Here is a 21,851-nt window from a genome sequence, read left to right on the forward strand (position 1 = left end):
GGAACGAAAAGTGTTTACGCAATGTAAAACTTTCTCCGCAGGATTTGCGTCACCGCCCGGAATGCGCGGACGGCTGCGGGCGTTGGTGCTGGTGCAGCCGATTCGGTCTCAGGTCGCGGATCTGGCAGAATTGGCTGCTGGCTTCCGGTTCACGCCCGTTGCATCCGCGCAGGCGACCCGGACCCTTCGATACCAAGGAGATCCCGCAGTGAAGAAGAACCTGCACCCGGAGTACGTCAACACCCTGGTGACGTGCACGTGCGGCGCCCAGTTCGAGACCCGCAGCACCAAGACCGACGGCAAGATCAACGCCGAGGTCTGCTCGCAATGCCACCCGTTCTACACGGGCAAGCAGAAGATCCTCGACACCGGTGGTCGCGTGGCCCGCTTCCAGGAGCGTTACGGCAAGAAGGCCGACGCCAAGTAACTTTCCCGCCGCCGCCCCGCACCCTGACCAGGGTGCGGGGCGGCGGTTTCTTTGTGCCGCAGGAGGCAACCGCATGTTGGAGTCCGCTGAACCGATCGTGGCGGAGTACGCCGATCTGGAGCGGCAACTGGCCGACCCCGCGACGCTGGGCGACCAGAAACTGTCCCGCAAACTCAACAAGCGGTACGCCGCGTTGGCGCCGACCGTCGCCGCCTACCACGGGCTGAAGCAGGCCGCCGAGGATCTCGCGGCCGGTGAGGAACTGGCCGGGGAGGACGCGGCCTTCGCGGCGGAGCTGCCCGCGTTGCGGGAGGCCGTCGAGCGCGCCGAAGGCACGTTGCGCACGCTCCTGCTACCCCGCGACGAGGACGACGACCGGGACGTGATCCTGGAGGTCAAGGCGGGTGAGGGCGGCGAGGAATCGGCGTTGTTCGCCGGTGACCTGGTGCGGATGTACCTGCGCTACGCCGAGAAGCATCACTGGAAGGCGGAGATCACCGACGCCACCGAGTCCGACCTGGGTGGATACAAGGACGTCCGGCTGCAGTTGCGGGCCAAGGGAACCCCCGAGCCCGGCAGCGCCCCCTGGGCGCGGCTGAAGTACGAGGGCGGGGTGCACCGCGTGCAGCGGGTACCCGTCACCGAGAGCCAGGGTCGCATCCACACGTCCGCGGCCGGCGTACTGGTCATGCCCGATCTCGACGACGGCGACGACGAGGAGATCACCTTCGGGCCCAACGACCTGAAGATCGACGTCTACCGGTCCTCCGGCCCCGGCGGGCAGAGCGTCAACACCACCGACTCGGCGGTCCGCATCACCCACCTGCCGACCGGTCTGGTCGTCTCGTGCCAGAACGAGAAGTCCCAGCTGCAGAACAAAGAGGCTGCGCTGCGCGTCCTCAAGGCACGCCTGCGTCAGCAGCAACAGGAGGAGCGCGACGCCGAGGCCAGTGCGGCGCGGCGCTCGCAGGTGCGTACCGTGGACCGGAGCGAACGCATCCGCACCTACAACTTCCCCGAGAACCGGATCGCCGACCACCGCACCGGGTTCAAGTCCTACAACCTCGACGCCGTGCTCAACGGCGACCTCGACCCCGTCATCGACTCCGCCGTGACGATGGACGAAGCAGCCCGGATGGCGGCCGCGGGGCAGTGAGCGCGCCCCGGAGTGCGGACCTGTTGCGGACGGTCACCGAACGTCTGGCGCAGGCCGGCGTGCCCTCGGCGTACGCCGATGGGTTGGCTCTGGTCGCCCACGTCTGGGGTCGTAGCCCCTCCGAGGCCCGACGTGACCTGCTGCTGGGCCGGCAACCGGACCAGCAGCAACTCGCGGCGTTGGACGAACTCGTCGGCGAACGCAGTCGCCGGGTCCCGCTGCAGCACCTCACCGGCCGCGCACCCTTCCGGCACCTCGAACTGTCCGTGGGGCCAGGGGTTTTCATTCCGCGCCCCGAGACCGAGATGCTCGTCGACCTGGTCATCGAGTCCGCGGGGCAGAACGCCGCGGTGGTCGATCTGTGCACCGGATCCGGGGCCATCGCCCTTGCGATCAAGGGGAGCGACCCGACCTGCAGGTGTCGGCCGTCGAAGTGGACGAGCTGGCGTTCGCCTGGGCGGCCCGCAATGCGCAAACCCTCGGCCTCGAGGTGAACCTGAGCCTCGCGGACGCCACCGTGGCCCTTCCCGAGCTGGACGGCGAGGTCGACGTGGTGGTCAGCAACCCGCCGTACATTCCGGTCGGCATGGAGCCGGTCGACCCCGAGGTGCGCGACCACGATCCCCGGATCGCCCTCTACGGCGGGAGCGCGGATGGCCTGCGCATCCCGCTGGCCGTCGCTGCCCGGGCCGCCGCGCTCTTGCGCGACGGGGGAATGCTGATCATGGAGCACGCCGACAGCCAGGGCGACTCACTGCCGGTTGCGTTACAAGACGACGGTCGGTGGCGCGACGTCGTCGACCAGGTCGACCTGACCGGCCGTCCGCGCGCGGTCCGGGCCGTGCGCTGCGACCGATAGGATCGCGAGCGTGAGTGAGATCTTCGATTGCTCCGACGCGGATCAGCGCTCCGAGGGTCTGACTGCAGCCCGCACCGCCATCGAGAACGGCGAATGCATCGTGCTGCCGACCGACACCGTCTACGGCATCGGCGCGGACGCGTTCAGCCCGGTCGCCGTCCAGACACTGTTGTCGGCCAAGGGCCGCGGCCGCGAGATGCCGCCACCGGTCCTGATCCCCGGCCGCGACACCGTCCCGGGCCTGGCCATGGACGTTCCGTCCTACGCGGGCCGGTTGATGGATGCGTTCTGGCCCGGCGGTCTGACGCTGATCTTCCGGTCGCAGCCGTCGTTGGCCTGGGACCTGGGAGACACCAACGGCACCGTCGGCCTGCGGGTTCCCGACGACGAGATCGCCCGTGAGCTGTTGTCGTTGACCGGGCCGCTTGCGGTGAGTTCGGCGAACAAGACGGGCCGGCCCGCGGCCACCACGATCACCGAGGCCGGGTTCGCTCTGGGCGGCTTCGTCGAGGTGTTCCTCGACGGCGGCACCCGGTCCGACACGCAACCCTCTACGATCCTGGACTGCACCAAGGCCGACCCCGTCGTACTGCGCGAAGGTGCGGTGAGCCTGGATGCGTTGCGCGAGGTTCTCGGCCCGGTCGAGTTGATCACCGGACTCGGCGTCAGCGTCGACCCCGGCGATCCGGAGCCGATGGGCGAGACTTTCGCCGTCGCTCCCGGTGACGAGGAGCCGCACCCGGACCAGACGCCGCCCCATCTCCCGGATGACGAAACCGTCTTCGATTCCGCCGACGCCCCACCGGCGCCGGAGTCGATCGGTGAGCACTGGGACGTCGAAAACACATCCGTTACCGATGAAGCCGCCACCGACCGACCCGAGGTGAACCCGTGAGCACTACCCCCTTCTACGGCTCCGACTACGACGCACTCGCCGCCTTCGACCCGGACATCGCCGGTGTCCTGCTCTCGGAGTTGGAGCGTCTGCGCGGGGGTCTGCAGCTGATCGCCAGCGAAAACATGTCCTCCCCGGCGGTGCTGACCGCGCTGGGTTCGACGCTGTCCAACAAGTACGCCGAGGGATACCCCGGCCGGCGCTACTACGGCGGCTGCTCCGAGGTCGACAAGGCCGAGAACCTCGCGATCGAACGTTGCAAGGACCTGTTCGGCGCCGACCACGCCAACGTGCAACCGCATTCCGGCGCCAGCGCCAACCAGGCCGTCTACGGCGCGTTCATGTCACCGGGCGACACGATCCTGGGGATGGCGCTGCCGATGGGCGGGCACCTCACCCACGGCACCAAGGTGTCCTTCTCCGGCAAGTGGTTCAACGCGGTCCACTACGGCGTGGACAAGCGAAGCGAGGACATCGATTACGACCAGGTCGCCGAACTGGCCCGGGAGCACAAGCCGAAGGTCATCCTGGCCGGCGGCTCGGCGATCCCGCGGTTGATCGACTTCGAGTTCTTCCGCAACCTGGCCGATGAGATCGGGGCGATCTTCTGGGTCGACGCGGCGCACTTCATCGGCCTGGTCGCCGGCAAGGCGATCCCGTCGCCGGTGCCCTACGCCGACGTGGTCACCTTCACCACCCACAAGGTGCTGCGCGGTCCCCGGTCCGGGGCGCTGGTCTGCAAGGCCGAGCACGCCGCCAAGCTGGACAAGGCGGTCTTCCCGATGATGCAGGGCGGCCCGCAGATGCACACCATCGCCGCCAAGGCGGTCAACTTCAAGGAGTGCGCGACACCCGAGTACGCGGCGTACGTCAAGCAGGTCATCGTCAACTCCCAGGCGCTGGCTGCCGGACTCGATGCGCACGGCATCCGTCCGACCACCGGCGGCACCGACACCCACCTGTCGCTGCACGACCTGCAGGCCGTGGGCGTCACCGGCGCCGACGCCGAGGCCCGCGCCGACGCGGCGGGAATCGTGTTGAACAAGAACGCCATTCCCTTCGACCCGGCCAAGCCGAACATCGCCTCCGGCATCCGGGTGGGTACGCCGAGTGTCACCACCCAGGGCATGGGGCCCGAGCAGATGAAGACCATCGCCGACCTCATCGCGACGGCTGTGACCAAGGGTGACGCCGATCCGGACAATGCGGTCTCGAAGGAAGTCCGCGCCCAGGTGCACGAGCTGGTCGGGCAGTTCCCGGCCTACCCGCGTTGATCCGCGCCATCGCCTGATCTGTGCGCGAATACGTCCTAGTCGCCGTCATCGCCGGGGTGATCACCTTCGTGATCACCCCGGCGGTGCGTTGGCTGGCGATCCGCTTCGGGGCGTTCACACCCGTGCGCGGACGCGACGTGCACACGACCCCCGTGCCCCGGCTCGGTGGTGTCGGGATGCTGGTGGGTTTCGCGGCAGCGCTGCTCGTCGCTGACCACCTGCCCTATCTGTCCCAAACGGTTTCGGGGAATTTCGGCCAACTGATCGGCGTCCTGGTCGCTGCGACGCTCATCACGGCACTGGGCGCGATCGACGACTTCCGGGAGTTGGACCCGATCACGAAATTCGCCGGGCAGATGATCGCGGCCGGTGTGATGGCCTACGCCGGGGTGACGATGGTCAACATCCCGCTGGGCGGGCAGACCATCCTGCCCACGCCGATCCTGGCCGCGATCACCGTGCTGATCGTGGTGGCCACGACGACTGCCGTGAACTTCGTGGACGGTCTGGACGGTTTGGCGGCCGGGATCGTCGCGATCGCCGGGACGACGTTCTTCCTGTGGACCTACTCGTTGGCCTCACGCGACGTACCGCGCAGCGTGTTCTCCTCGGCCGCCTTCATCGCGGCGGCCCTGGTGGGAGTCTGCCTGGGGTTCCTACCGCACAACTTCCACCCGGCCCGGCTCTTCATGGGGGACGCGGGGGCATTGCTGCTGGGGCTGCTGCTGTCGGCCGCGACCATCTCCTTCACCGGCAACTTCGACCCCGCCGGATCGACGGGGCAGTCGGCTACCTACGCCTCGTGGCTGCCGATCGCGCTGCCGATGCTGATCCTGGCGCTGCCGATCATCGACGTGGTGTGGGCGGTGGTGCGACGACGCGGGAAGTTCTGGGCCGCCGATTCGAAACACTTGCATCACCGCATGCTGCAGATGGGCCACCCGCATCGCGAAGCGGTGTTGCTGCTCTATCTGTGGTCGGCGGCTGGTGCGCTGGGCATTCTCGCCCTTGCGTATCTGCCCGCCGCGGTGGCACTCGCACTGCTCGCGGTCATGCTGACCGCGTCGCTGGCGCTCACCTGGGGACTGCCCAAGTGGAGGCGCACCCGGAGCTTGTGATAGTTTTCACAAGCGCTCGCGCGACGCCCGAAAGACGCCCACGACCGGCCTGGAGAGAGTCAATGACCGACTCACGCGACACCGAGGTGAGCACACCCGTGCCGCTGGCGCAGTCGCCTTTCGCGCCCCTTCTGCGAGCTGCCTTCGTCCCCGCGGCCGTCTGCGGAGTGATCACCGCGATCGTGTTGTGGATCGCGCGCGGACCTGCCGGCGGCCTGTCGGGCCTGTTCGGAGCGGCGCTGGCCCTGGCCTTCTTCATGAGCGGCCTGCTGGTACTGATGCGTCTGCGCAATCTCGATCCGGCGCTGCTGATGGCCGCCGGACTCGCGGTGTTCTTCGGCCAGGTGCTCGTGCTGGGACTGATCCTGGCCGGTGCCGTACAGATCGAATCGCTCGACGGTCCGGCAACCGCGATCGCCGTGGTCGTGGTCGTCATCGCCTGGCAGGTGTTCCAGGTGATCGGTTTCCGTCGCTCCCGCCAACCGATCTATGACCCCGCGGTCTCCGATACCGTCGGGACGGACCGGAATGAGGCGGCATGAGGCGCCTGCGGCGCTCGTCCCGTGGCCGGGAGAGCGTCCTCTGTCGGGTAGAGTTCGCAGTGACTTCACCGGAATCCGGTGCCTTCCCCGCAGTCTCGGCACAGTCTTTTCTGTCCCGGCGGTGCGTGATGGGTAGGGGCGCCCGATCCCAGGTTCGACCGTCAAACTGGATGTTGACTGAGGAGTTTGTGTGAGTTTGCTTGCGGCCCTGCCCAGCGATGAATTCGTGTCGCCCGGCACCGGTGACTTCTGGTGGCCGATCATCCCGTTCCACAGCGACAGCCCGTGGGCACTCACCCGCCCGGCTCTGGTCATGCTGGTGTCCGTTGCGGTGCTGGCCTGGGTCTACCTGGCCGGCACCAAGAACCTCAAGCTGGTCCCGAGCAAGGGGCAGTTCCTGCTGGAGCAGTCCTACGACTTCGTACGCAACACCATCGCTCGTGACGTCATCGGTACCAAGAACTTCAAGCCGTTCCTGCCGCTGCTGTTCACGCTGTTCACGCTGATCTTCCTGAACAACTTCGCCGGCTTCATCCCGTTCATCCAGTTCCCCTCGACCAGCCGCATCGGAATCCCGATCGTGCTGACGTTGGTGGTCTACCTCGTCTACCACGTGACGGCGGTGCGGCATAAGGGTGGCTTCGGCAAGTACCTCGGTTCTCTGACGCCCCCGGTCTGCCCGGCTGGCTGGTCCCCATCATGTGGGTGTTGGAGTTCCTGACTTACTTCTTCATCCGGCCGCTGACGCTGGCCCTGCGACTCTTCGGCAACATGATGGCCGGCCACCTGATGCTGCTGGTGTTCATCGTGGGCGGTCAGTACCTCCTGCTGCACGTGGACAACTTCGGCATCAAGGGTGCCGGTGTCCTGTCGCTGCTCTTCGCCGTGGTCATGAGCTTCTTCGAGCTGCTGATCCAGTTCCTGCAGGCCTTCATCTTCACCTTGCTGGCCGCTCTCTACATCGCCGACGCGGTCTCCGACGGCCACTGATTTGTAAACCCGCCCATTGCACGACCCCTGGGGCGACCGCACCGGGGAACACACAGAAGGAAAGTTAAAAATGACTGGCTCCATCGCATTCCTCGGCTACGGTCTCGCCGCCATCGGCCCCGGCATCGGTATCGGCCTGATCTTCGCCGCCTACATCAACGGTGTCGCCCGCCAGCCGGAGACCCGCGGCATGCTGCAGACCATCGCCTTCACCGGTATGGCCCTCACCGAGGCCCTCGCCATCCTGGGTCTGGTGTTCGCGTTCGTCTTCAAGGGCTGACCCAGCCCCTCCGCGAAACCCCATTCCCTGCAAGAGATAAGGAAGCACCGTGACGGTTGCATCCCTAGCCGCCGCTGACGAGGTCGGTTTCCCCTCGGGATTCCCGCTGCTGCCGCACCCGATGGAGATGATCGTCGGACTGGTGTCCTTCGCCATCCTCTACTGGGTCTACTCCAAGTACGTCGTGCCTCGCCTCGAGACGCTGTACGACAAGCGCCGTGCCGCGATCGAAGGCGGCATCGAGCACGCCGCCCAGGCGCAGCACGAAGCCGACGAGGCCAAGGCGAAGTACGAGGCCCAGTTGCAGGACGCGCGCGCCGAAGCGGCTCAGATCCGTGAAGAAGCTCGCGGTCAGGGTGCGCAGATCGTCGAAGAGGCGCGCGCCAGGGCCAACGAGGAAGGTGCCCGTCTGATTGATTCGGCACACAAGCAGATCGAGGCCGAGCGTCAGCAGGCCAGCGTGCAGCTGCGCGGTGAAGTCGGGCGCCTGTCGACCGACCTGGCCGGCAAGATCGTCGGTGAGTCGCTGGAGGACGAGGCCCGCCAGCGTGGCATCGTCGAGCGGTTCCTGGCTGACCTGGAGTCCGGTGACGTCACCCCGACCTCGGTCGGGACCGAGGCAGGCGCCTGATGCTCGGATCCTCACGCGACGCACTGGCACAGGGCCGCACGGTCCTGCGGCAGCAGCTGAGCGCGGGTGCCGACCCGGCCGTCCTGGGCAGCGAGTTGTTCGCGGTGGCCAACCTGTTGGACGACGCGCACTCGTTGCGTCGAGCGCTGGCCGATCCGTCGGCGATCGACGCGAGCAAGCGCGGCCTGGCCGCAAGCCTGTTGCGCGGCAAGGTCAGTGACCCGACGCTGAGCGTGGTCGAATCATTGGCCGGTTCGCGCTGGTCCAGCGAGAACGACCTCGTCGACGGCGCCGAGCAGCTCGGTGTCGAGGCGACCCTGTTGGCCGCCGAGCGCGACGGAGCCCTGGACCGCGTGGAGGACGAGCTCTTCCGCGTGGAGCGCGTGGTCTCCGGCTCGCCCGAGTTGCAGAACGCACTGGCCGATCCGCAGCGCAGCGGTGCGGACAAGGCCGCTCTGCTGCGCGGACTGTTGGAAGGCAAAGCCGCACAGCAGACGATCGATCTGGTCTCGCAGGCGGTGGCCCACCCTCGCGGACAGCGGCTGATCCGGGTCCTGTCGGGGTACGGCGACGTGGCGGCTCGACTGCGCGAGCAGCTGACCGCGACGGTGACCTCGGCGTTCCCGTTGGACGACGCGCTGCAGCAGCGGCTGGGTCAGGCGCTGGCCCAGATGTACGGCCGCACCGTGCGTACCGATCTGGTCGTGGACCCCTCCGTTGTGGGCGGGTTGCGAATCCAGGTCGGCGACGAGGTCATCGACGGCACGATTCTGTCCCGCCTGTCCCAGGCCCAACGAGCGTTGGCCGGCTAGTCCGGCGGATGTGACGACCGGTTCGCCGGTCACCGGCCGCTAGGCGGTCAGCCGGCCAGCCGGCGTACGACGAAGAAGACTCGAAGCAGACTTGCAGGACCGGCCACCCGAGGCCGAGCCAGAAGGAGAAGACAATGACGGAGCTCTCGATCCGTCCGGATGAGATCCGCGACGCGCTGGCTGGATACGTCCAGTCGTTCGAGCCCGATGCCGCTGCCCGCGAAGAGGTCGGCCGCGTGGTCGACGCTGCGGACGGTATCGCGCACGTCGAGGGTTTGCCCTCGGCCATGACCAACGAGCTGCTGCAGTTCGCCGATGGCACCTTGGGCATCGCGCTGAACCTGGACGTGCACGACATCGGTGTCGTCGTCCTGGGTGAGTTCGCCGGCATCGAGGAGGACCAGGAAGTCAAGCGCACCGGCGAGGTGCTCTCCGTGCCGGTCGGCGACGCGTTCCTGGGGCGGGTCGTGAACCCGCTGGGTGAGCCCATCGACGGTCTGGGCGACATCGCCTCCGACACCCGTCGTGAGCTGGAGCTGCAGGCACCGAACGTGGTGCAGCGCAAGTCGGTGCACGAGCCGCTGATGACCGGGATCAAGGCCATCGACTCGATGACCCCGATCGGTCGCGGTCAGCGTCAGCTGATCATCGGTGACCGCAAGACCGGCAAGACCACGATCGCCACCGACACGATCATCAACCAGCGGGCCAACTGGGAGTCCGGTGACCCGGCCAAGCAGGTCCGCTGCATCTACGTCGCGGTCGGCCAGAAGAACTCCACCGTCGCCGAGGTGCGCGGCACCCTCGAAGAGGCCGGCGCCCTGGAATACACCACCATCGTCAACGCTCCGGCGGGCGACCCGGCGGGCTTCAAGTACCTCGCCCCGTTCACCGGCTCGGCCATCGGCCAGCACTGGATGTACGCAGGCAAGCACGTCCTGATCGTCTTCGACGACCTGTCCAAGCAGGCCGAGGCCTACCGCGCCATGTCGCTGCTGCTGCGCCGTCCGCCGGGTCGTGAGGCCTACCCGGGCGACGTCTTCTACCTGCACTCCCGGTTGCTCGAGCGCTGCGCGAAGCTGTCCGATGAGCTCGGCGCGGGCTCGATGACCGGTCTGCCGATCATCGAGACCAAGGCCGGTGACGTCTCGGCGTACATCCCGACCAACGTCATCTCCATCACCGACGGTCAGATCTTCCTGCAGGCAGACCTGTTCAACTCCAACCAGCGTCCCGCGGTCGACGTCGGTATCTCCGTCTCCCGTGTGGGTGGCGCGGCGATGACGAAGGCCATGAAGGCGGTCACCGGTTCGATCAAGGTCGAGTTGGCTCAGTTCCGCGAGATGCAGGCGTTCGCCATGTTCGCCTCGGACCTGGACGCCGCCTCCCGTCGCCAGCTGGCCCGCGGTGAGCGTCTGATGACGTTGTTCCGTCAGCCGCAGAACAGCCCGTACGCCCTGGAAGACCAGGTCGCGGCGCTGTGGGCCGGCACCACCGGCAAGCTGGACGACGTCAAGGTCGAGGACATTCCCCGCTTCGAGCGGGAGTTCCTGGACTACCTGCACTCCGCGGCCAAGCCCACCATGGACGCCATCCGCGAGACCACCAAGCTGGACGACGATGGCAAGGCGGCGTTCGAGTCGGCGATGACCGAGTTCAAGAAGCAGTTCGTGGCCAGCGAAGACGGCGGCGGCGAGGGCTCGGAGCAGCACGACGAGATCACCCAGGACCAGATCGACCAGGCCAAGATCGTCAAGCACTGATGTCCTTTTCTGAGAACGCCCGCAACGGAAGGAGTTACTGATGGCCGGACAGCAACGGGTCTACCGTCAGCGGATCCGCTCGGTGCAGGCCACCAAGAAGATCACCCGTGCCATGGAGCTGATCGCCGCCAGCCGGGTCGTGAAGGCACGCCAGCGGGTCACCGAGTCCACGCCGTACGCGCTGGCTCTGACCCGCGCCTGCTCGGCGGTGGCCACGCACACCAACGAGGTGCATCCGCTCACCACCGAGCGGGAGAACCCCCGCCGCGCCGCGGTGCTGATCATTACCAGCGACCGCGGCTTGGCCGGCTCCTACTCGGTCAGCGCGGTCAAGAAGAGCGCCGAGCTCATCGAGAAGCTGACCGGCGAGGGCAAGGAAGTCCTGCCCTACCTGGTCGGCCGCAAGGCGGTCAGCTACTACCGGTTCCGGCGGCGCGAATTCGTCCAGGAGTGGACCGGATTCACCGACGCACCGCCGTTCGAGGTCGCGCGGGAAATCGGCGAGGTCCTGACCGACCAGTTCGTGAAGGGCTCCGACGACGGCGGGGTCGATGAGGTGCACATCGTCTACACGCGCTTCGTCAACATGGTCACCCAGGAGCCGCAGGTCGTGCGCCTGCTGCCGCTGGAGGTCGTGAGCGCCGATGAGCTCGGTGAGGACGAGCAGCACCACGTCCCCGACGGCCCGCTGCCGCTCTACGACTTCGAGCCGAGCACCTCCGAGGTACTGGACGCGCTGCTGCCGCGGTACGTCACGGCCCGCATCTACAACGCGTTGCTGCAGTCGGCGGCCTCTGAGCTGGCGGCTCGCCAGCGCGCGATGAAGTCGGCGACCGATAACGCCGAGGATCTGATCAAGACCTACACGCGACTGGCCAACCAGGCGCGGCAGGCCGAGATCACCCAGGAGATCAGCGAGATCGTTGGCGGCGCCAGCGCGCTCGCGGATGCCAGCTGAGCCCACGACACGCAGCACGAAACAACGAAGGAATCGCAACAGATGACCACCATTGAGAGCACGGAGCAGACCGCTCCGACCGCTGGCGGCGTGGGCCGGATCGCCCGCGTCATCGGCCCGGTCGTGGACGTGGAGTTCCCGGCGGACCAGATCCCCGAGATCTACAACCTGCTGACCCTGGAGATCGACCTGAGCGGTCAGGGCGAGACCGAGGGCAAGAAGAACATCAACCTCGAGGTCAGCCAGCACATCGGCGACAACATGGTGCGCGCCGTGTCGCTGCAGCCGACCGACGGCATCGTCCGCGGCCAGGCCGTGCAGGACACCGGCGGCCCGATCACCGTCCCGGTCGGCGACGTCACCCTCGGCAAGGTGTTCAACACCACGGGTGACTGCCTCAACCTGGAGCCGGGGGAGACCCTCGAGGTCACGGAGCGTTGGGGCATCCACCGCAAGTCCCCGAGCTTCGACTCCCTGGAGTCCAAGACCCAGATGTTCGAGACGGGCATCAAGGTCATCGACCTGCTGACCCCGTACGTACAGGGTGGCAAGATCGGCCTCTTCGGCGGTGCCGGTGTGGGCAAGACGGTGCTGATCCAGGAGATGATCGCCCGTGTGGCCCGCGACCACGGTGGTGTGTCGGTGTTCGCCGGTGTCGGTGAGCGCACCCGTGAGGGCAACGACCTGATGGTCGAGATGGACGAGGCCGGCGTGCTGGGGCAGACCGCTCTGGTCTTCGGTCAGATGGACGAGCCGCCGGGCACCCGTCTGCGGGTGGCCCTGTCCGCGCTGACCATGGCGGAGTACTTCCGCGATGTGCAGAACCAGGACGTGCTGCTGTTCATCGACAACATCTTCCGCTTCACCCAGGCCGGTTCGGAGGTGTCGACCCTGCTGGGCCGGATGCCCTCCGCGGTGGGTTACCAGCCGACGCTGGCCGACGAGATGGGTGTGTTGCAGGAGCGCATCACCTCCACCCGTGGTCACTCGATCACCTCGATGCAGGCCATCTACGTGCCGGCCGACGACTACACCGACCCGGCGCCGGCGACCACCTTCGCCCACCTGGACGCGACCACCGAGCTGTCCCGCGACATCGCCTCGATGGGTATCTACCCCGCGGTGGACCCGCTGACCTCGACCAGCCGCATCCTGGACCCGCGCTACATCTCGGCGGATCACTACAACACCGCCGTGCGGATCAAGTCGATCCTGCAGCGCAACAAGGAACTGCAGGACATCATCGCGATCCTCGGTATCGACGAGCTGTCCGAAGAGGACAAGGTGCTGGTCAACCGGGCCCGCCGGATCCAGCGCTTCCTGTCGCAGAACACCTACGTGGCCAAGCAGTTCACCGGCATCGAGGGTTCGACCGTCCCGCTGTCGGAGACGATCGAGGCCTTCACCAAGATCGCCGACGGCGAGTACGACCACGTGGCCGAGCAGGCGTTCTTCATGTGCGGTGGCCTCGACGACGTCGAGAAGGCCTGGGACCGCATCCAGAAGGAAGGCTGACCCTTCCTGGTTTCATCCCGGCGGCTCCTCACCTCACGGTGGGGAGCCGCCGGCGTTGCCGGTAGATTCGCGTCCGTGACCGACACACCGGAGAGTGCCGAGGACTTCTACGCGCGCGTCGAGGCGGCCCTGGACGGCGAGCGGCGGCTACCGGTGGCGATCGAGGAAATGCCCGGGTGGGACATCTTCCCGTTCGAAACGGAATCGCTGCGGATCAAACCGCTCGAGCCGCTGGCGGAGGCTGAACCGCCGCGGCGCGGGGAGGATCCGGCCGACTGCTGGTGTGCTCGACCCCTGGACACCACTGATCCGGGCCTGGTCTGGTATTCCGATCGCTGGAAGCTCTCGTTGGCGATCGAGGGCAGTGGATTGCCGATCATGCTGTGGCTCAGCCCCTGGAGCACATGGACATCAGCAGCATGAAGCCCGCATGGGCCGCCGAGTTCGGCGTTCTGACCGCGTCCATCGCTGCTCAGGTCGAAGCGTTGCCCTCGGTGGGGCGTGCGCAGATCGCCAAGTACGGCGATGGCGGAGCCCACCTGCATCTGCTGTTGATGGGGCGCCCGGCTCGCATGCTGCAGTTGCGCGGTTCTCCGCTGCTGGACTGGGAGGAGAACCTGCCCCGGGTGCCCGAGGCGGTGTTGCGCGCCAACGCCCGGCCCATCGTGGAGGAGTTGGTCCTGGAGTACGGCGGGACCGGCCGGCTGGGCTAGCCGACTTATTCGACCTCGGCGCGCGAGGCCAACACGAAGCAGGCGGCCAGTGTCAGCACGAAGCCGGTGATGGCGACCAGCACGAAACCGGAGCGGAATTCGTCGCCCAGGACGATCAGTCCGACCCCCGCGGGAATGATGGTCTCGACTGCTGAGGTGATCGCGGCAACGGTGGTGGCCCGGCCCCGGTCGAGAGCGAACCCGTAGGCGACCAGAGCCACCGCGCCAGCGGCAACGATCGCCCACAGGGCCGGGGAGGCAACCGTGCTCCACCACGGATCGCGCACGTGCAGTACCCGCGCGGCCAGCGCCACCACCCCGAAGCCCAGGCCGGACGAGGTCGCCAAAATGATGCATGACCTCTGCGCGGACCGGTCCGCCAGCCCTACCGCCAACAACGCGGCCAGCGCGATACCGCAGCCGAGCAGGGTCCACTCGAACATGCTCGACACCTTGCGCGCCTCGCCCTCCGCCGCGCTCACCGCCAGCAGGACGAGACCGGTCGCAATGGCACCGATGGCCGCAATCTCCCTGCGGGACAACCTGATACCCAGCGCCGGGACAGCCAGAGCAGCGGTCACCGCCACCGCCGAAGCGACGAACGCCTGGACCAGGAAGAGCGGCAATTTCTGCAGCGCCACGATCGAGGCGAGGAAGCCGATGCCGTCGACCGCTAGACCGGCTGCGTACAGCCAGCCCGCCCGGGCGCGCTGCACCCAGGCGACGTCCGACGGCAAGGCGGACATCCGGCGTACGGCGAGGGCTTGCAGGACGGTCGCCGAACCGTAGGCGAGCGCACAGAGCACGCAGGCCAGCAGCGACAGCCCGGTCCCTACCGCGGCAGCCTCCGGGCGATTTCGCGGGCTCGCACGGCGAGTGTGTCGTCCAGGGGGCGCGGAGTGAAGGAGCCGAACCGCCGGGTGGCCGCGGTGGCGATCAGGTGATCGGCGATCGCGGGGTTCTTCGGCAGCAGCGAACCGTGCAGGTAGGAACCGATGACTTCGCGAGAGCGGGCACCCTCCGTGGCGTCCTTCTCGTTGTTGCCCGCACCGGCGACCACAGTGCCCAGGGGTTGCACCTGCGGGCCGAGGAACGTCTGGCCCGAGTGGTTTTCGTAACCGATGATGTCACCGAACTGATCCGAAGTGGTCACCACGTTGCCGATCAGCCGGGTCTCGCCGGCGTGGGTCTCCAGGTCGAGCACCCCGATGCCTTTGATGGTGTGCCCGTCCTGGGTGCGGAAGAAGTGCCCGAAGAGTTGGTAGAGGCCGCAGATCACCAGCATGGGTACGTCGTCGGCGGCCAGATCGCGCAGCTGCCCGCCGATGCCCAACAGGTCGTCCTGGATGACGTCCTGGCCGCTGTCCTGCCCACCGCCACCGACAATGAGGTCGACGTCGCTGGGAAAGCTGTCGCCTTCGTTGTAGCTGAGCAACTCCACGGGCAGACCGTGCTCCTGCGCACGGCGGGCCAGCACCAGGGTGTTGCCCCAGTCGCCGTAGATGTTCATGGCGCGCGGGTACAGCTGCAGGATCCGCAAGCACTCACTCAAGAGACTCTCGCCTCCACATAAGCGCGCTGCCCGAGCAGATCCCGGATCTGCAGCATCGCGGTGTACGTGACGAAGATCCGCTTGCGACCGTCCGGGTGCGCGGCCAGGAAGGCGTCCAGCGCCGGCCCGCGCTCCTCTTCGACAGCGTCGAATCCGACCTGGTCGTAATGCAATCGCAGGCCCATATCCCAGCAGCGGTGACCGCTGACCATCGCCACACCCGTGTGCCGGAGTCGTTCGAAGCTGACGTCCCACAGCCAACTCACGTCGCGGCCGTCGGCGTAGTCGTCGTTGATGACGATCATCGTGGCAACACCCGTGGGATCGAACGAGGCGAGACTGAGGCGGAAACCCGCCGGGTTCTTGACCAGCACGAGCTCGACCGGTTGGCCGTCGACCATGATCGTCTCGCCGCGCCCGAAGGCCGGTTTGACCGCGGCCAGAGCACGCAGCAGCGCGGGCGTATCCAACCGGTCGCCGACGACGGCGCGGGTCAGCGCGATCGCGGCGGCGGCGTTGAGGAAATTGTGGACGCCCTCCAGTTGCAACTGGACCGTATGCGCCTGTCCGGCGAAGCCGAAGACGGCCGTGTGGTCCTCGATGCTGATCAGGCGCGTGTCGTCGGCGTTGATCGGGGGACCGGTCGGCGCGGTGGGGATGTCCTGCGCGGTGTCGGAGTAGAGCGCATCGTCGCTGGGGAAGAGCCGGTGCAGAGAAGGGTCGGTGTCGAAGGTGCGGACCCTGGCGCTCAGGTCGGCGGCGAATGCGGGTACGCCGATGCGCGGGTCATCGCCGTTGACCACCACCGTGTCCTGGGTCGCGGCCGCGATCTTGTGCAAAAGCCTTGCGGTGTGGTCGATTTCGCCGAACCGGTCCAACTGGTCGCGCATCACGTTCAGCAGCAGGCAGTACCGCGGCGGCACCGCAGCGATGAACGAGATGGCGTGGGCTTCGTCCAACTCCAACACGGCAATGTCCGCGGCGAGGCGGCCGCGCAGGTCGATCTCGCCCAGCAAGGACGCGACCACGCCCCGGGAGAAGTTGCTGCCCGTGCGGTTGGTGAAGACCCGCAGGCCCTGGCTCTGCAGCAGTTCGACGACGATCTTGGTGGTCGTGGTCTTGCCGTTGGTGCCGCTGACCACCACCACGCCGTACGGCAGATCGCCCAGGGTTGCTCGCAGGAAGCCCGGATCGATCCGCTCCGCCAACAGGCCCGGTGCCGCTGAGCCGCCGCCGCGGCGCATGGCCGCCCAGCGGGCCGCCTTGCCGACGCTGATGGCGAGGGCATGACGCATGCCGGTCATCCTAAGCGGTCAGCCCGCGTCCTCTTCGTATTTGCTGATCAGGTGCACCGCTTCGGGACGGCGGACGGAGCGGCGCTTGGCCACGTTGCGCGCGTAGATCAGGTTCAGCGATTCGACGCCGATGGCGAAGGCGATCGGTCCGTAGATCAGCGGCTTGCTGATGTGATAGTCGAAGCCCTCGGCGATCAGGGTCGTGCCGATCAGGACCAGGAACGCCAAGGCCAACATCTTCACCGTCGGATGGGCGTTGACGAAGTCGCTGATCCGCCCGGCGATCACCATCATCAGACCGATCGACAAGACGACGGCGGCGACCATGATCGCCAGTTCATCGACCATGCCGACGGCGGTGATCACCGAGTCCAGGGAGAAGACCGCGTCGATCAGCAGGATCTGGACGATGACCCGCCCGAAGGTCGACGTAACCCCTGAGGTGACGGACTCGTCCTCGAATTCGCCCTCCAGCTTGTGATGGATCTCACTGACCGCTTTGTAGACCAGGAACAGGCCGCCGGCGATCAGGATCAGGTCCCGGCCGCTGAACTCGAAGCGGCCGTCACCGGGGGACCAGATCGGGTCGGTGAGTCCGACGATCCACGACGCGAAGAACAACAGGACGATCCGCATGATCATCGCCAGTGACAACCCGACGATGCGGGCGCGCTGCCGCTGGCTCTCCGGGAGCCGGTTGGTCAGGATCGAGATGAACACGACATTGTCGATGCCGAGTACCAGTTCGAGGGCGAAAAGGGTCGCGAAGGCCAGCCAGGCGTCTGGGCTTGTCAGCAAGTCCATGATGTCTGCCTAACGTCCGCTAAGGCGTGTCGGTTCCGCCCCTGACCTGCCGGTAGACTGGCAGCCACATCGATGCGAGGAGTAGCCCTGTGAGTATGAAGGTCGAGGTCGTCGCCGCGGACCGCGAGGTCTGGAAGGGCGAAGCGACCCAAATCTCGGCCCGCACCACCGAAGGTGAAGTGGGCATCCTGTCCGGTCACGCACCGCTGCTGGCTGTGCTCGTGGACGGTGAGGTCCGCATCGACCCCGTCGAGGGTGAGCGCGCAACGATCCACATCGACGGCGGTTTCCTGTCGGTCGACTCCGACGTCGTGACCCTGGTCGCCGAAGAGGTCGACGCCGAGGCGCTGACCCAACGCGCCACCGCCGCACAGTCCGCGTAGCTCTGGCGCGTGACTCACGACCTGCTGGTCTCGGCTGAGGTCGCGGTCGGGCTGGTCGTTCTGGTCGTCGTCGCGACGATCGCCTACTTCCTGCTACGCCGCCGGTTCATCGGCCGGGGAAACCCGCTGATGCTGGTGTATTTGAAGAACAGCATGCGCGCTCGCACCGGTTTCCTGGCGGTAGCACCTGATGAGGTGCAGTGGTTCCCGTTCCTGTCGCTGCGGCTGCGCCCGCGGTATCGCTGGCGGCGCGGCGACGTCACGCTGGGTGCACCGGCGCCGGTCACCGGCCAGCGCTTCACCACCCTGGCCGAACCGATGGCGGTCGACTGCACGGTCGGCCTGGCGACCTACCGCCTCGTGCTGTCCGCGTCGGACTACACCGCGCTTCGGTCCTGGTCCGAATCCGCGCCGCCCGGCCTCAACGCGAACGTAGCCTGAGCCGGGGCGGGCGCAGCCGGCTCAGGGCTGGGCTTTGCGGCCGCCGCCCGGCTGCCAGAGCACGTCGCCGCCGGCGCCCAGGTTGGCCACCCGTGCAGCCAGGAACAACAGGTCGGACAGCCGGTTGAGGTAGCGCGCGGTCAGCGGGTTGATCCCGCCGGGCTCGCCGGGTTGGTCGCCGTAGGTCTCCAGCGCCAGCCAGGCCGATCGTTCCGCCCGCCGGGCGATCGTGCGGGCCAGATGCAGGTACGCCGAGCCGGGGTCCCGCCGGGCAGGATGAACGACCGCAACGTCTCGACCTGTTCATTGAGCCGGTCACAGTCGGCCTCGAGATCGTCGATCCAGGGCTGCTCGACACGCAACGGGGGATACGTCGGGTCCGGCACGATCGGCGTACACAGGTCAGCGCCCACGTCGAACAGCTCGTTCTGCACGCGCAGCAGGACCGTGCGCAACGCCTCGGGCAGGTCGCCGGCGGCCAGGGCCACACCGATCGCACTGTTGGTTTCGTCGGTGTCGGCGTAGGCGATCAGGCGCGGATCGTTCTTGCTGGTGCGGCTCATGTCGCCGAGGGCGGTCTGCCCGTCGTCGCCGGTGCGGGTGTAGATGCGGCTGAGGATGACCATGCCCTGATCCTGCCATCGGCGCGCCTCCGGTCGGTCAGCCGCCGGGTGTGGCTCAATGCTGGCACCCGGAATACCCCCGACCCGCTGTGCCGAGTATCTGGCCGACCCGGCTGCCCTCCTTGGCGCATGACCCTTCCACAGGCCATCCCCTGCGGCGACACAGTCGCCGGGTCGTGGATAGGAACCCCACCCACTGTCTTTGCTCCGCCGGAGGTGCGAGATGTCCGCTCGGAATCGACGCGTGGCCGATGCCGGCTTCACCGGCTGGTGGCAGGCACAGGTCGAGGAGATCGTGCCCGGTGTGGAGATGCTGATCCGCGGACCGCTCAACGTGCACACCGTCGGCGAGGTGCGCACCGCCCTGGTGCGCTCGATCGACGGCGGGGTCGGCGACTTCCTGTTGCATCTCGGTTTCGCCGACATCGGAGACGCTACCGGTCTCGGAGTGCTCGTCGGCGCGCACCACCGCGCCGAACGCTCCGGCCGCCGACTGGTCCTGACCGCGGTGTCGCCGCGGATCGACCGGTTGCTGCGCGGATCCCGGTTGGACCGTGTCCTGACCCGGACAGCCTGACCCCGCTGCCATGATGTCGGGATGACAGCGACGTCATTGCCGATCCCGGCGTTCCCCAAGAGCTTCCTGTTCGGCGCCGCAACCGCCAGCTACCAGATCGAGGGCGCTGCACGCGAGGACGGTCGGGGACCCTCCATCTGGGACACCTACTCCCATACCCCGGGGAAGGTGCTGGGCGGCGACACCGGAGACGTCGCGGACGACCACTACCACCGCATGCCGGGTGATGTGGCGTTGATGAAACGCCTCGGGCTGCAGTCCTACCGGTTCTCGATCGCCTGGCCGCGGATCGTCCCGAACGGCTCCGGTGCGGTGAATCCCGCTGGAGTGGATTTCTATTCGCGCTTGGTCGATGAGTTGCTCGGTGCCGGGATCACCCCGATCGCCACCCTCTACCACTGGGATCTGCCACAAGGGCTGCAGGATGCCGGCGGCTGGCCCGAACGCGACACGGCCTACCGCTTCGCCGAGTACGCCGGGCGGATGGCCGAGGCGCTCGGTGACCGGATCGCGATCTGGACGACGCTCAACGAACCCTGGTGCGCGGCGTACCTGGGCTATTCGGCGGGCGTCCACGCGCCGGGCCACACCGATCAGGTAGAGGCGCTGGCCGCCGTACATCACCTGAACCTGGCCCACGGTCTGGGGTTGCAGGCGATCCGGGCAGTGCTGCCCGGCGCGATGGGGTCGGTGACGCACAACCTGCACGTGATCCGGGCCGCCGATCAGGACGATCCGCGCGATGTCGACGTGGTGCGGCGAATGCGCAACCTGGGCAACGAGGTCTGGCTCGGGCCGCAGTTGGGCGAGGGGTACCCGGCCGACCTGATCGCCGACACGTCGTCGATCACCGACTGGTCCTTCGTCCGCGACGGCGACCTCACGCAGATCCGCCAGCCGATCGACATACTCGGAATCAACTACTACACAACCTCATTGGCGAGGTACTGGGACGGCAGCACGCCGCGGGAGATGGACGACGGGCACGGCGACACCGACGCCACGGCGTGGCCCGGCGAGCAGGACTTCGAGGTGCTGCACGTCGAGGGGGAGCACACCGCGATGGGTTGGCTGGTCGAACCGGCGGGGCTGACCCAGTTGTTGACGCAGGTCAGTGCCCGGTTCCCCGACGTGCCGCTGATGGTGACCGAGAACGGCGCGGCGTACGACGATCGCGTGGCACCCGACGGCAGCATCCCGGACCGCGATCGGGCGGCGTACGTCGCTGCGCACCTGCAGGCCGCTGCCGACGCCATCGCGGCGGGTGCGGACGTGCGCGGCTACCAACTGTGGTCACTGATGGACAACTTCGAGTGGGCGTACGGCTACAGCAAGCGGTTCGGGATCATCCGGGTCGACTACGACACGCTGGAGCGCACGATCAAGGACTCCGGGCACTATTACGCGTCGGTCATCGCGGCCCACCGCGCCCGTTGGGAGCGGGGCTCAGAACAGGCGTGATTCGGAGTCGTCGACACCCTTGAGGGCGTCGTAATCCAAGGTGACACAACGGATCCCGCGGTCCTGCGCCAAGGTGCGGGCCTGCGGTTTGATCTGCTGGGCGGCGAAGATGCCGGTGACCGGGGCCAGCGAGGTGTCCCGGTTGAGCAGTTCCAGGTAGCGGGTCAACTGCTCGACCCCGTCGATGTCGCCGCGGCGCTTGATCTCCACAGCGACGGTGTTGCCGTCTGCGTCGCGGCACATGATGTCCACCGGGCCGATGGCGGTGAAGTACTCGCGGCGGATGAGGGAGTACCCCTCGCCCAGGGTCTGGATGTGCTCGGCGAGCAGGGCCTGCAACTGCGCCTCGACCCCGTCCTTGATCAGTCCTGGGTCAACGCCGAGGGCGTGCTCGCTGTCGTGCAGCACCCGGTGCAGGCGGACCCGCAGCTGGTCCTCGTTCTTGGTGTGCTGCACGATCCACACCGCGGTGACCCCCTCCTCGGCCTCATCCTCGCTGGGGGAGACCTCGCTGAGGGTGCACGGCGGGGACATCCAGTTCAGCGGTTTGTAGGAGCCGCCGTCGCTGTGCACCAACACCGAGCCGTCCGCCTTGACCACCAACAGACGGGTCGCCAGGGGGAGATGGGCGGTCAGCCGGCCCAGGTAGTCGACGCTGCATTCGGCGATCACGATCCGCACGGGCGTCAGCGTATCCGGCCGGTTGGCGGCCCGGCGCCGGGCTCTGGGAGACTTCCGGCATGGTGCCAAGCAACGGACGACGTAATGGATCGAGCCGGATC

The 21,851-nt window shown here is 67.4% G+C and carries 25 protein-coding genes and 2 pseudogenes; 21 read left to right on the plus strand and 6 right to left on the minus strand.

Annotated elements, in window-relative coordinates:
• The first annotated feature begins 208 nt into the window (after nucleotides 1–208).
• The 17 genes and pseudogenes from rpmE to ACFQBT_RS04960 all read left to right on the plus strand — a co-directional run bounded on the left by rpmE (nucleotide 209) and on the right by ACFQBT_RS04960 (nucleotide 13,933).
• A complete protein-coding gene (gene rpmE, locus ACFQBT_RS04880; protein WP_377820812.1) occupies nucleotides 209–427 on the plus strand; it encodes a 50S ribosomal protein L31 in 219 nt (72 codons plus the stop codon).
• Between the two features lie 73 nt (nucleotides 428–500).
• Nucleotides 501–1,583, plus strand: a complete 1,083-nt coding sequence (gene prfA, locus ACFQBT_RS04885) for a peptide chain release factor 1 (RefSeq protein ID WP_377820814.1) — start codon at nucleotides 501–503, stop codon at nucleotides 1,581–1,583.
• Entirely contained in the window at nucleotides 1,580–2,077 is a 498-nt protein-coding gene (locus ACFQBT_RS04890) for a N5-glutamine methyltransferase family protein (RefSeq protein ID WP_377820816.1), read from the plus strand. The genes prfA and ACFQBT_RS04890 overlap by 4 nt, the downstream gene beginning before the upstream one ends.
• A complete protein-coding gene (locus tag ACFQBT_RS04895) occupies nucleotides 2,017–2,442 on the plus strand; it encodes a class I SAM-dependent methyltransferase (RefSeq protein ID WP_377820818.1) in 426 nt (141 codons plus the stop codon). Before ACFQBT_RS04890 ends, ACFQBT_RS04895 begins: the two co-directional genes overlap by 61 nt.
• A 10-nt stretch (nucleotides 2,443–2,452) precedes the next feature.
• Nucleotides 2,453–3,337 (plus strand): L-threonylcarbamoyladenylate synthase, encoded by an 885-nt coding sequence (locus ACFQBT_RS04900; protein WP_377820820.1) that lies wholly within the window; start codon nucleotides 2,453–2,455, stop codon nucleotides 3,335–3,337.
• Entirely contained in the window at nucleotides 3,334–4,611 is a 1,278-nt protein-coding gene (locus ACFQBT_RS04905; protein ID WP_377820822.1) for a serine hydroxymethyltransferase, read from the plus strand. The genes ACFQBT_RS04900 and ACFQBT_RS04905 overlap by 4 nt, the downstream gene beginning before the upstream one ends.
• A gap of 20 nt (nucleotides 4,612–4,631) precedes the next feature.
• A complete protein-coding gene (locus ACFQBT_RS04910) occupies nucleotides 4,632–5,729 on the plus strand; it encodes a glycosyltransferase family 4 protein (RefSeq protein ID WP_377820824.1) in 1,098 nt (365 codons plus the stop codon).
• Between the two features lie 62 nt (nucleotides 5,730–5,791).
• A complete protein-coding gene (locus ACFQBT_RS04915) occupies nucleotides 5,792–6,271 on the plus strand; it encodes a hypothetical protein (protein WP_377820826.1) in 480 nt (159 codons plus the stop codon).
• A 313-nt stretch (nucleotides 6,272–6,584) separates the two neighbouring features.
• Nucleotides 6,585–7,261: pseudogene (gene atpB / locus ACFQBT_RS04920) on the plus strand (F0F1 ATP synthase subunit A).
• Between the two features lie 70 nt (nucleotides 7,262–7,331).
• A complete protein-coding gene (atpE, locus tag ACFQBT_RS04925) occupies nucleotides 7,332–7,541 on the plus strand; it encodes an ATP synthase F0 subunit C (RefSeq protein ID WP_109684011.1) in 210 nt (69 codons plus the stop codon).
• 49 nt (nucleotides 7,542–7,590) lie between these two features.
• Nucleotides 7,591–8,172: a F0F1 ATP synthase subunit B gene (locus ACFQBT_RS04930; protein WP_377820828.1), complete on the plus strand. Its 582-nt coding sequence runs from the start codon at nucleotides 7,591–7,593 to the stop codon at nucleotides 8,170–8,172.
• Nucleotides 8,172–8,984: a F0F1 ATP synthase subunit delta gene (locus tag ACFQBT_RS04935; RefSeq protein ID WP_377820830.1), complete on the plus strand. Its 813-nt coding sequence runs from the start codon at nucleotides 8,172–8,174 to the stop codon at nucleotides 8,982–8,984. Before ACFQBT_RS04930 ends, ACFQBT_RS04935 begins: the two co-directional genes overlap by 1 nt.
• Nucleotides 8,985–9,118: 134 nt before the next feature.
• Complete coding sequence (gene atpA, locus ACFQBT_RS04940; RefSeq protein WP_377820832.1) at nucleotides 9,119–10,747, plus strand: F0F1 ATP synthase subunit alpha; 1,629 nt, start codon at nucleotides 9,119–9,121, stop codon at nucleotides 10,745–10,747.
• A gap of 40 nt (nucleotides 10,748–10,787) precedes the next feature.
• Nucleotides 10,788–11,705: a F0F1 ATP synthase subunit gamma gene (locus tag ACFQBT_RS04945; protein ID WP_377820834.1), complete on the plus strand. Its 918-nt coding sequence runs from the start codon at nucleotides 10,788–10,790 to the stop codon at nucleotides 11,703–11,705.
• Nucleotides 11,706–11,747: 42 nt separating this feature from the next.
• On the plus strand, nucleotides 11,748–13,220 hold the full coding sequence (gene atpD / locus ACFQBT_RS04950) for a F0F1 ATP synthase subunit beta (protein WP_377820836.1): 1,473 nt from the start codon (nucleotides 11,748–11,750) through the stop codon (nucleotides 13,218–13,220).
• A 75-nt stretch (nucleotides 13,221–13,295) separates the two neighbouring features.
• Entirely contained in the window at nucleotides 13,296–13,643 is a 348-nt protein-coding gene (locus ACFQBT_RS04955; protein ID WP_377820837.1) for a hypothetical protein, read from the plus strand.
• On the plus strand, nucleotides 13,625–13,933 hold the full coding sequence (locus ACFQBT_RS04960; protein ID WP_377820838.1) for a hypothetical protein: 309 nt from the start codon (nucleotides 13,625–13,627) through the stop codon (nucleotides 13,931–13,933). Before ACFQBT_RS04955 ends, ACFQBT_RS04960 begins: the two co-directional genes overlap by 19 nt.
• Before the next feature lie 5 nt (nucleotides 13,934–13,938).
• Here the strand turns inward: ACFQBT_RS04960 and ACFQBT_RS04965 are convergent, their stop codons facing one another.
• Genes ACFQBT_RS04965 through ACFQBT_RS04980 form a run of 4 tightly spaced genes read right to left on the minus strand, consistent with a single transcriptional unit; the run spans nucleotide 13,939 to nucleotide 17,584 of the window.
• A complete protein-coding gene (locus ACFQBT_RS04965; RefSeq protein WP_377820839.1) occupies nucleotides 13,939–14,739 on the minus strand; it encodes a hypothetical protein in 801 nt (266 codons plus the stop codon).
• Between the two features lie 26 nt (nucleotides 14,740–14,765).
• Entirely contained in the window at nucleotides 14,766–15,485 is a 720-nt protein-coding gene (locus ACFQBT_RS04970; protein ID WP_377820840.1) for a type 1 glutamine amidotransferase, read from the minus strand.
• The gene (locus tag ACFQBT_RS04975; protein WP_377820842.1) at nucleotides 15,482–16,780 is read right to left on the minus strand and encodes a DUF1727 domain-containing protein; all 1,299 of its coding nucleotides are present in this window, start codon (nucleotides 16,778–16,780) and stop codon (nucleotides 15,482–15,484) included. The genes ACFQBT_RS04970 and ACFQBT_RS04975 overlap by 4 nt, the downstream gene beginning before the upstream one ends.
• Nucleotides 16,781–16,798: 18 nt before the next feature.
• Entirely contained in the window at nucleotides 16,799–17,584 is a 786-nt protein-coding gene (locus ACFQBT_RS04980) for a TerC family protein (RefSeq protein WP_377820844.1), read from the minus strand.
• Nucleotides 17,585–17,679: 95 nt separating this feature from the next.
• Between ACFQBT_RS04980 and ACFQBT_RS04985 the strand changes: the two genes are divergently transcribed.
• Both ACFQBT_RS04985 and ACFQBT_RS04990 read left to right on the plus strand, forming a co-directional pair.
• A complete protein-coding gene (locus ACFQBT_RS04985) occupies nucleotides 17,680–17,967 on the plus strand; it encodes a F0F1 ATP synthase subunit epsilon (RefSeq protein ID WP_377825357.1) in 288 nt (95 codons plus the stop codon).
• Between the two features lie 9 nt (nucleotides 17,968–17,976).
• A complete protein-coding gene (locus ACFQBT_RS04990) occupies nucleotides 17,977–18,408 on the plus strand; it encodes a DUF2550 family protein (RefSeq protein WP_377820846.1) in 432 nt (143 codons plus the stop codon).
• A gap of 21 nt (nucleotides 18,409–18,429) precedes the next feature.
• On the opposite strand, the pseudogene ACFQBT_RS04995 reads toward ACFQBT_RS04990, so the two are convergent.
• A pseudogene (locus tag ACFQBT_RS04995) lies at nucleotides 18,430–19,034 on the minus strand (cob(I)yrinic acid a,c-diamide adenosyltransferase).
• Nucleotides 19,035–19,254: 220 nt separating this feature from the next.
• On the opposite strand from ACFQBT_RS04995, the gene ACFQBT_RS05000 reads away from it, so the two are divergent.
• Nucleotides 19,255–19,608 carry an STAS domain-containing protein gene (locus ACFQBT_RS05000; protein WP_377820848.1) on the plus strand — a complete coding sequence of 118 codons (354 nt, stop codon included), beginning with the start codon at nucleotides 19,255–19,257 and terminating at the stop codon, nucleotides 19,606–19,608.
• 21 nt (nucleotides 19,609–19,629) lie between these two features.
• Nucleotides 19,630–21,069, plus strand: coding sequence for a GH1 family beta-glucosidase (locus ACFQBT_RS05005; RefSeq protein ID WP_377820850.1), 1,440 nt, complete (start codon nucleotides 19,630–19,632; stop codon nucleotides 21,067–21,069).
• On the opposite strand, the gene nucS is transcribed toward ACFQBT_RS05005, so the two are convergent.
• Complete coding sequence (gene nucS / locus ACFQBT_RS05010) at nucleotides 21,055–21,750, minus strand: endonuclease NucS (protein WP_377820852.1); 696 nt, start codon at nucleotides 21,748–21,750, stop codon at nucleotides 21,055–21,057. The genes ACFQBT_RS05005 and nucS overlap by 15 nt on opposite strands.
• Nucleotides 21,751–21,851 lie beyond the last annotated feature (101 nt).

It is taken from the genome of Branchiibius cervicis (genome assembly GCF_042661605.1).
GTDB classification, from domain to species: domain Bacteria; phylum Actinomycetota; class Actinomycetes; order Actinomycetales; family Dermatophilaceae; genus Branchiibius; species Branchiibius cervicis.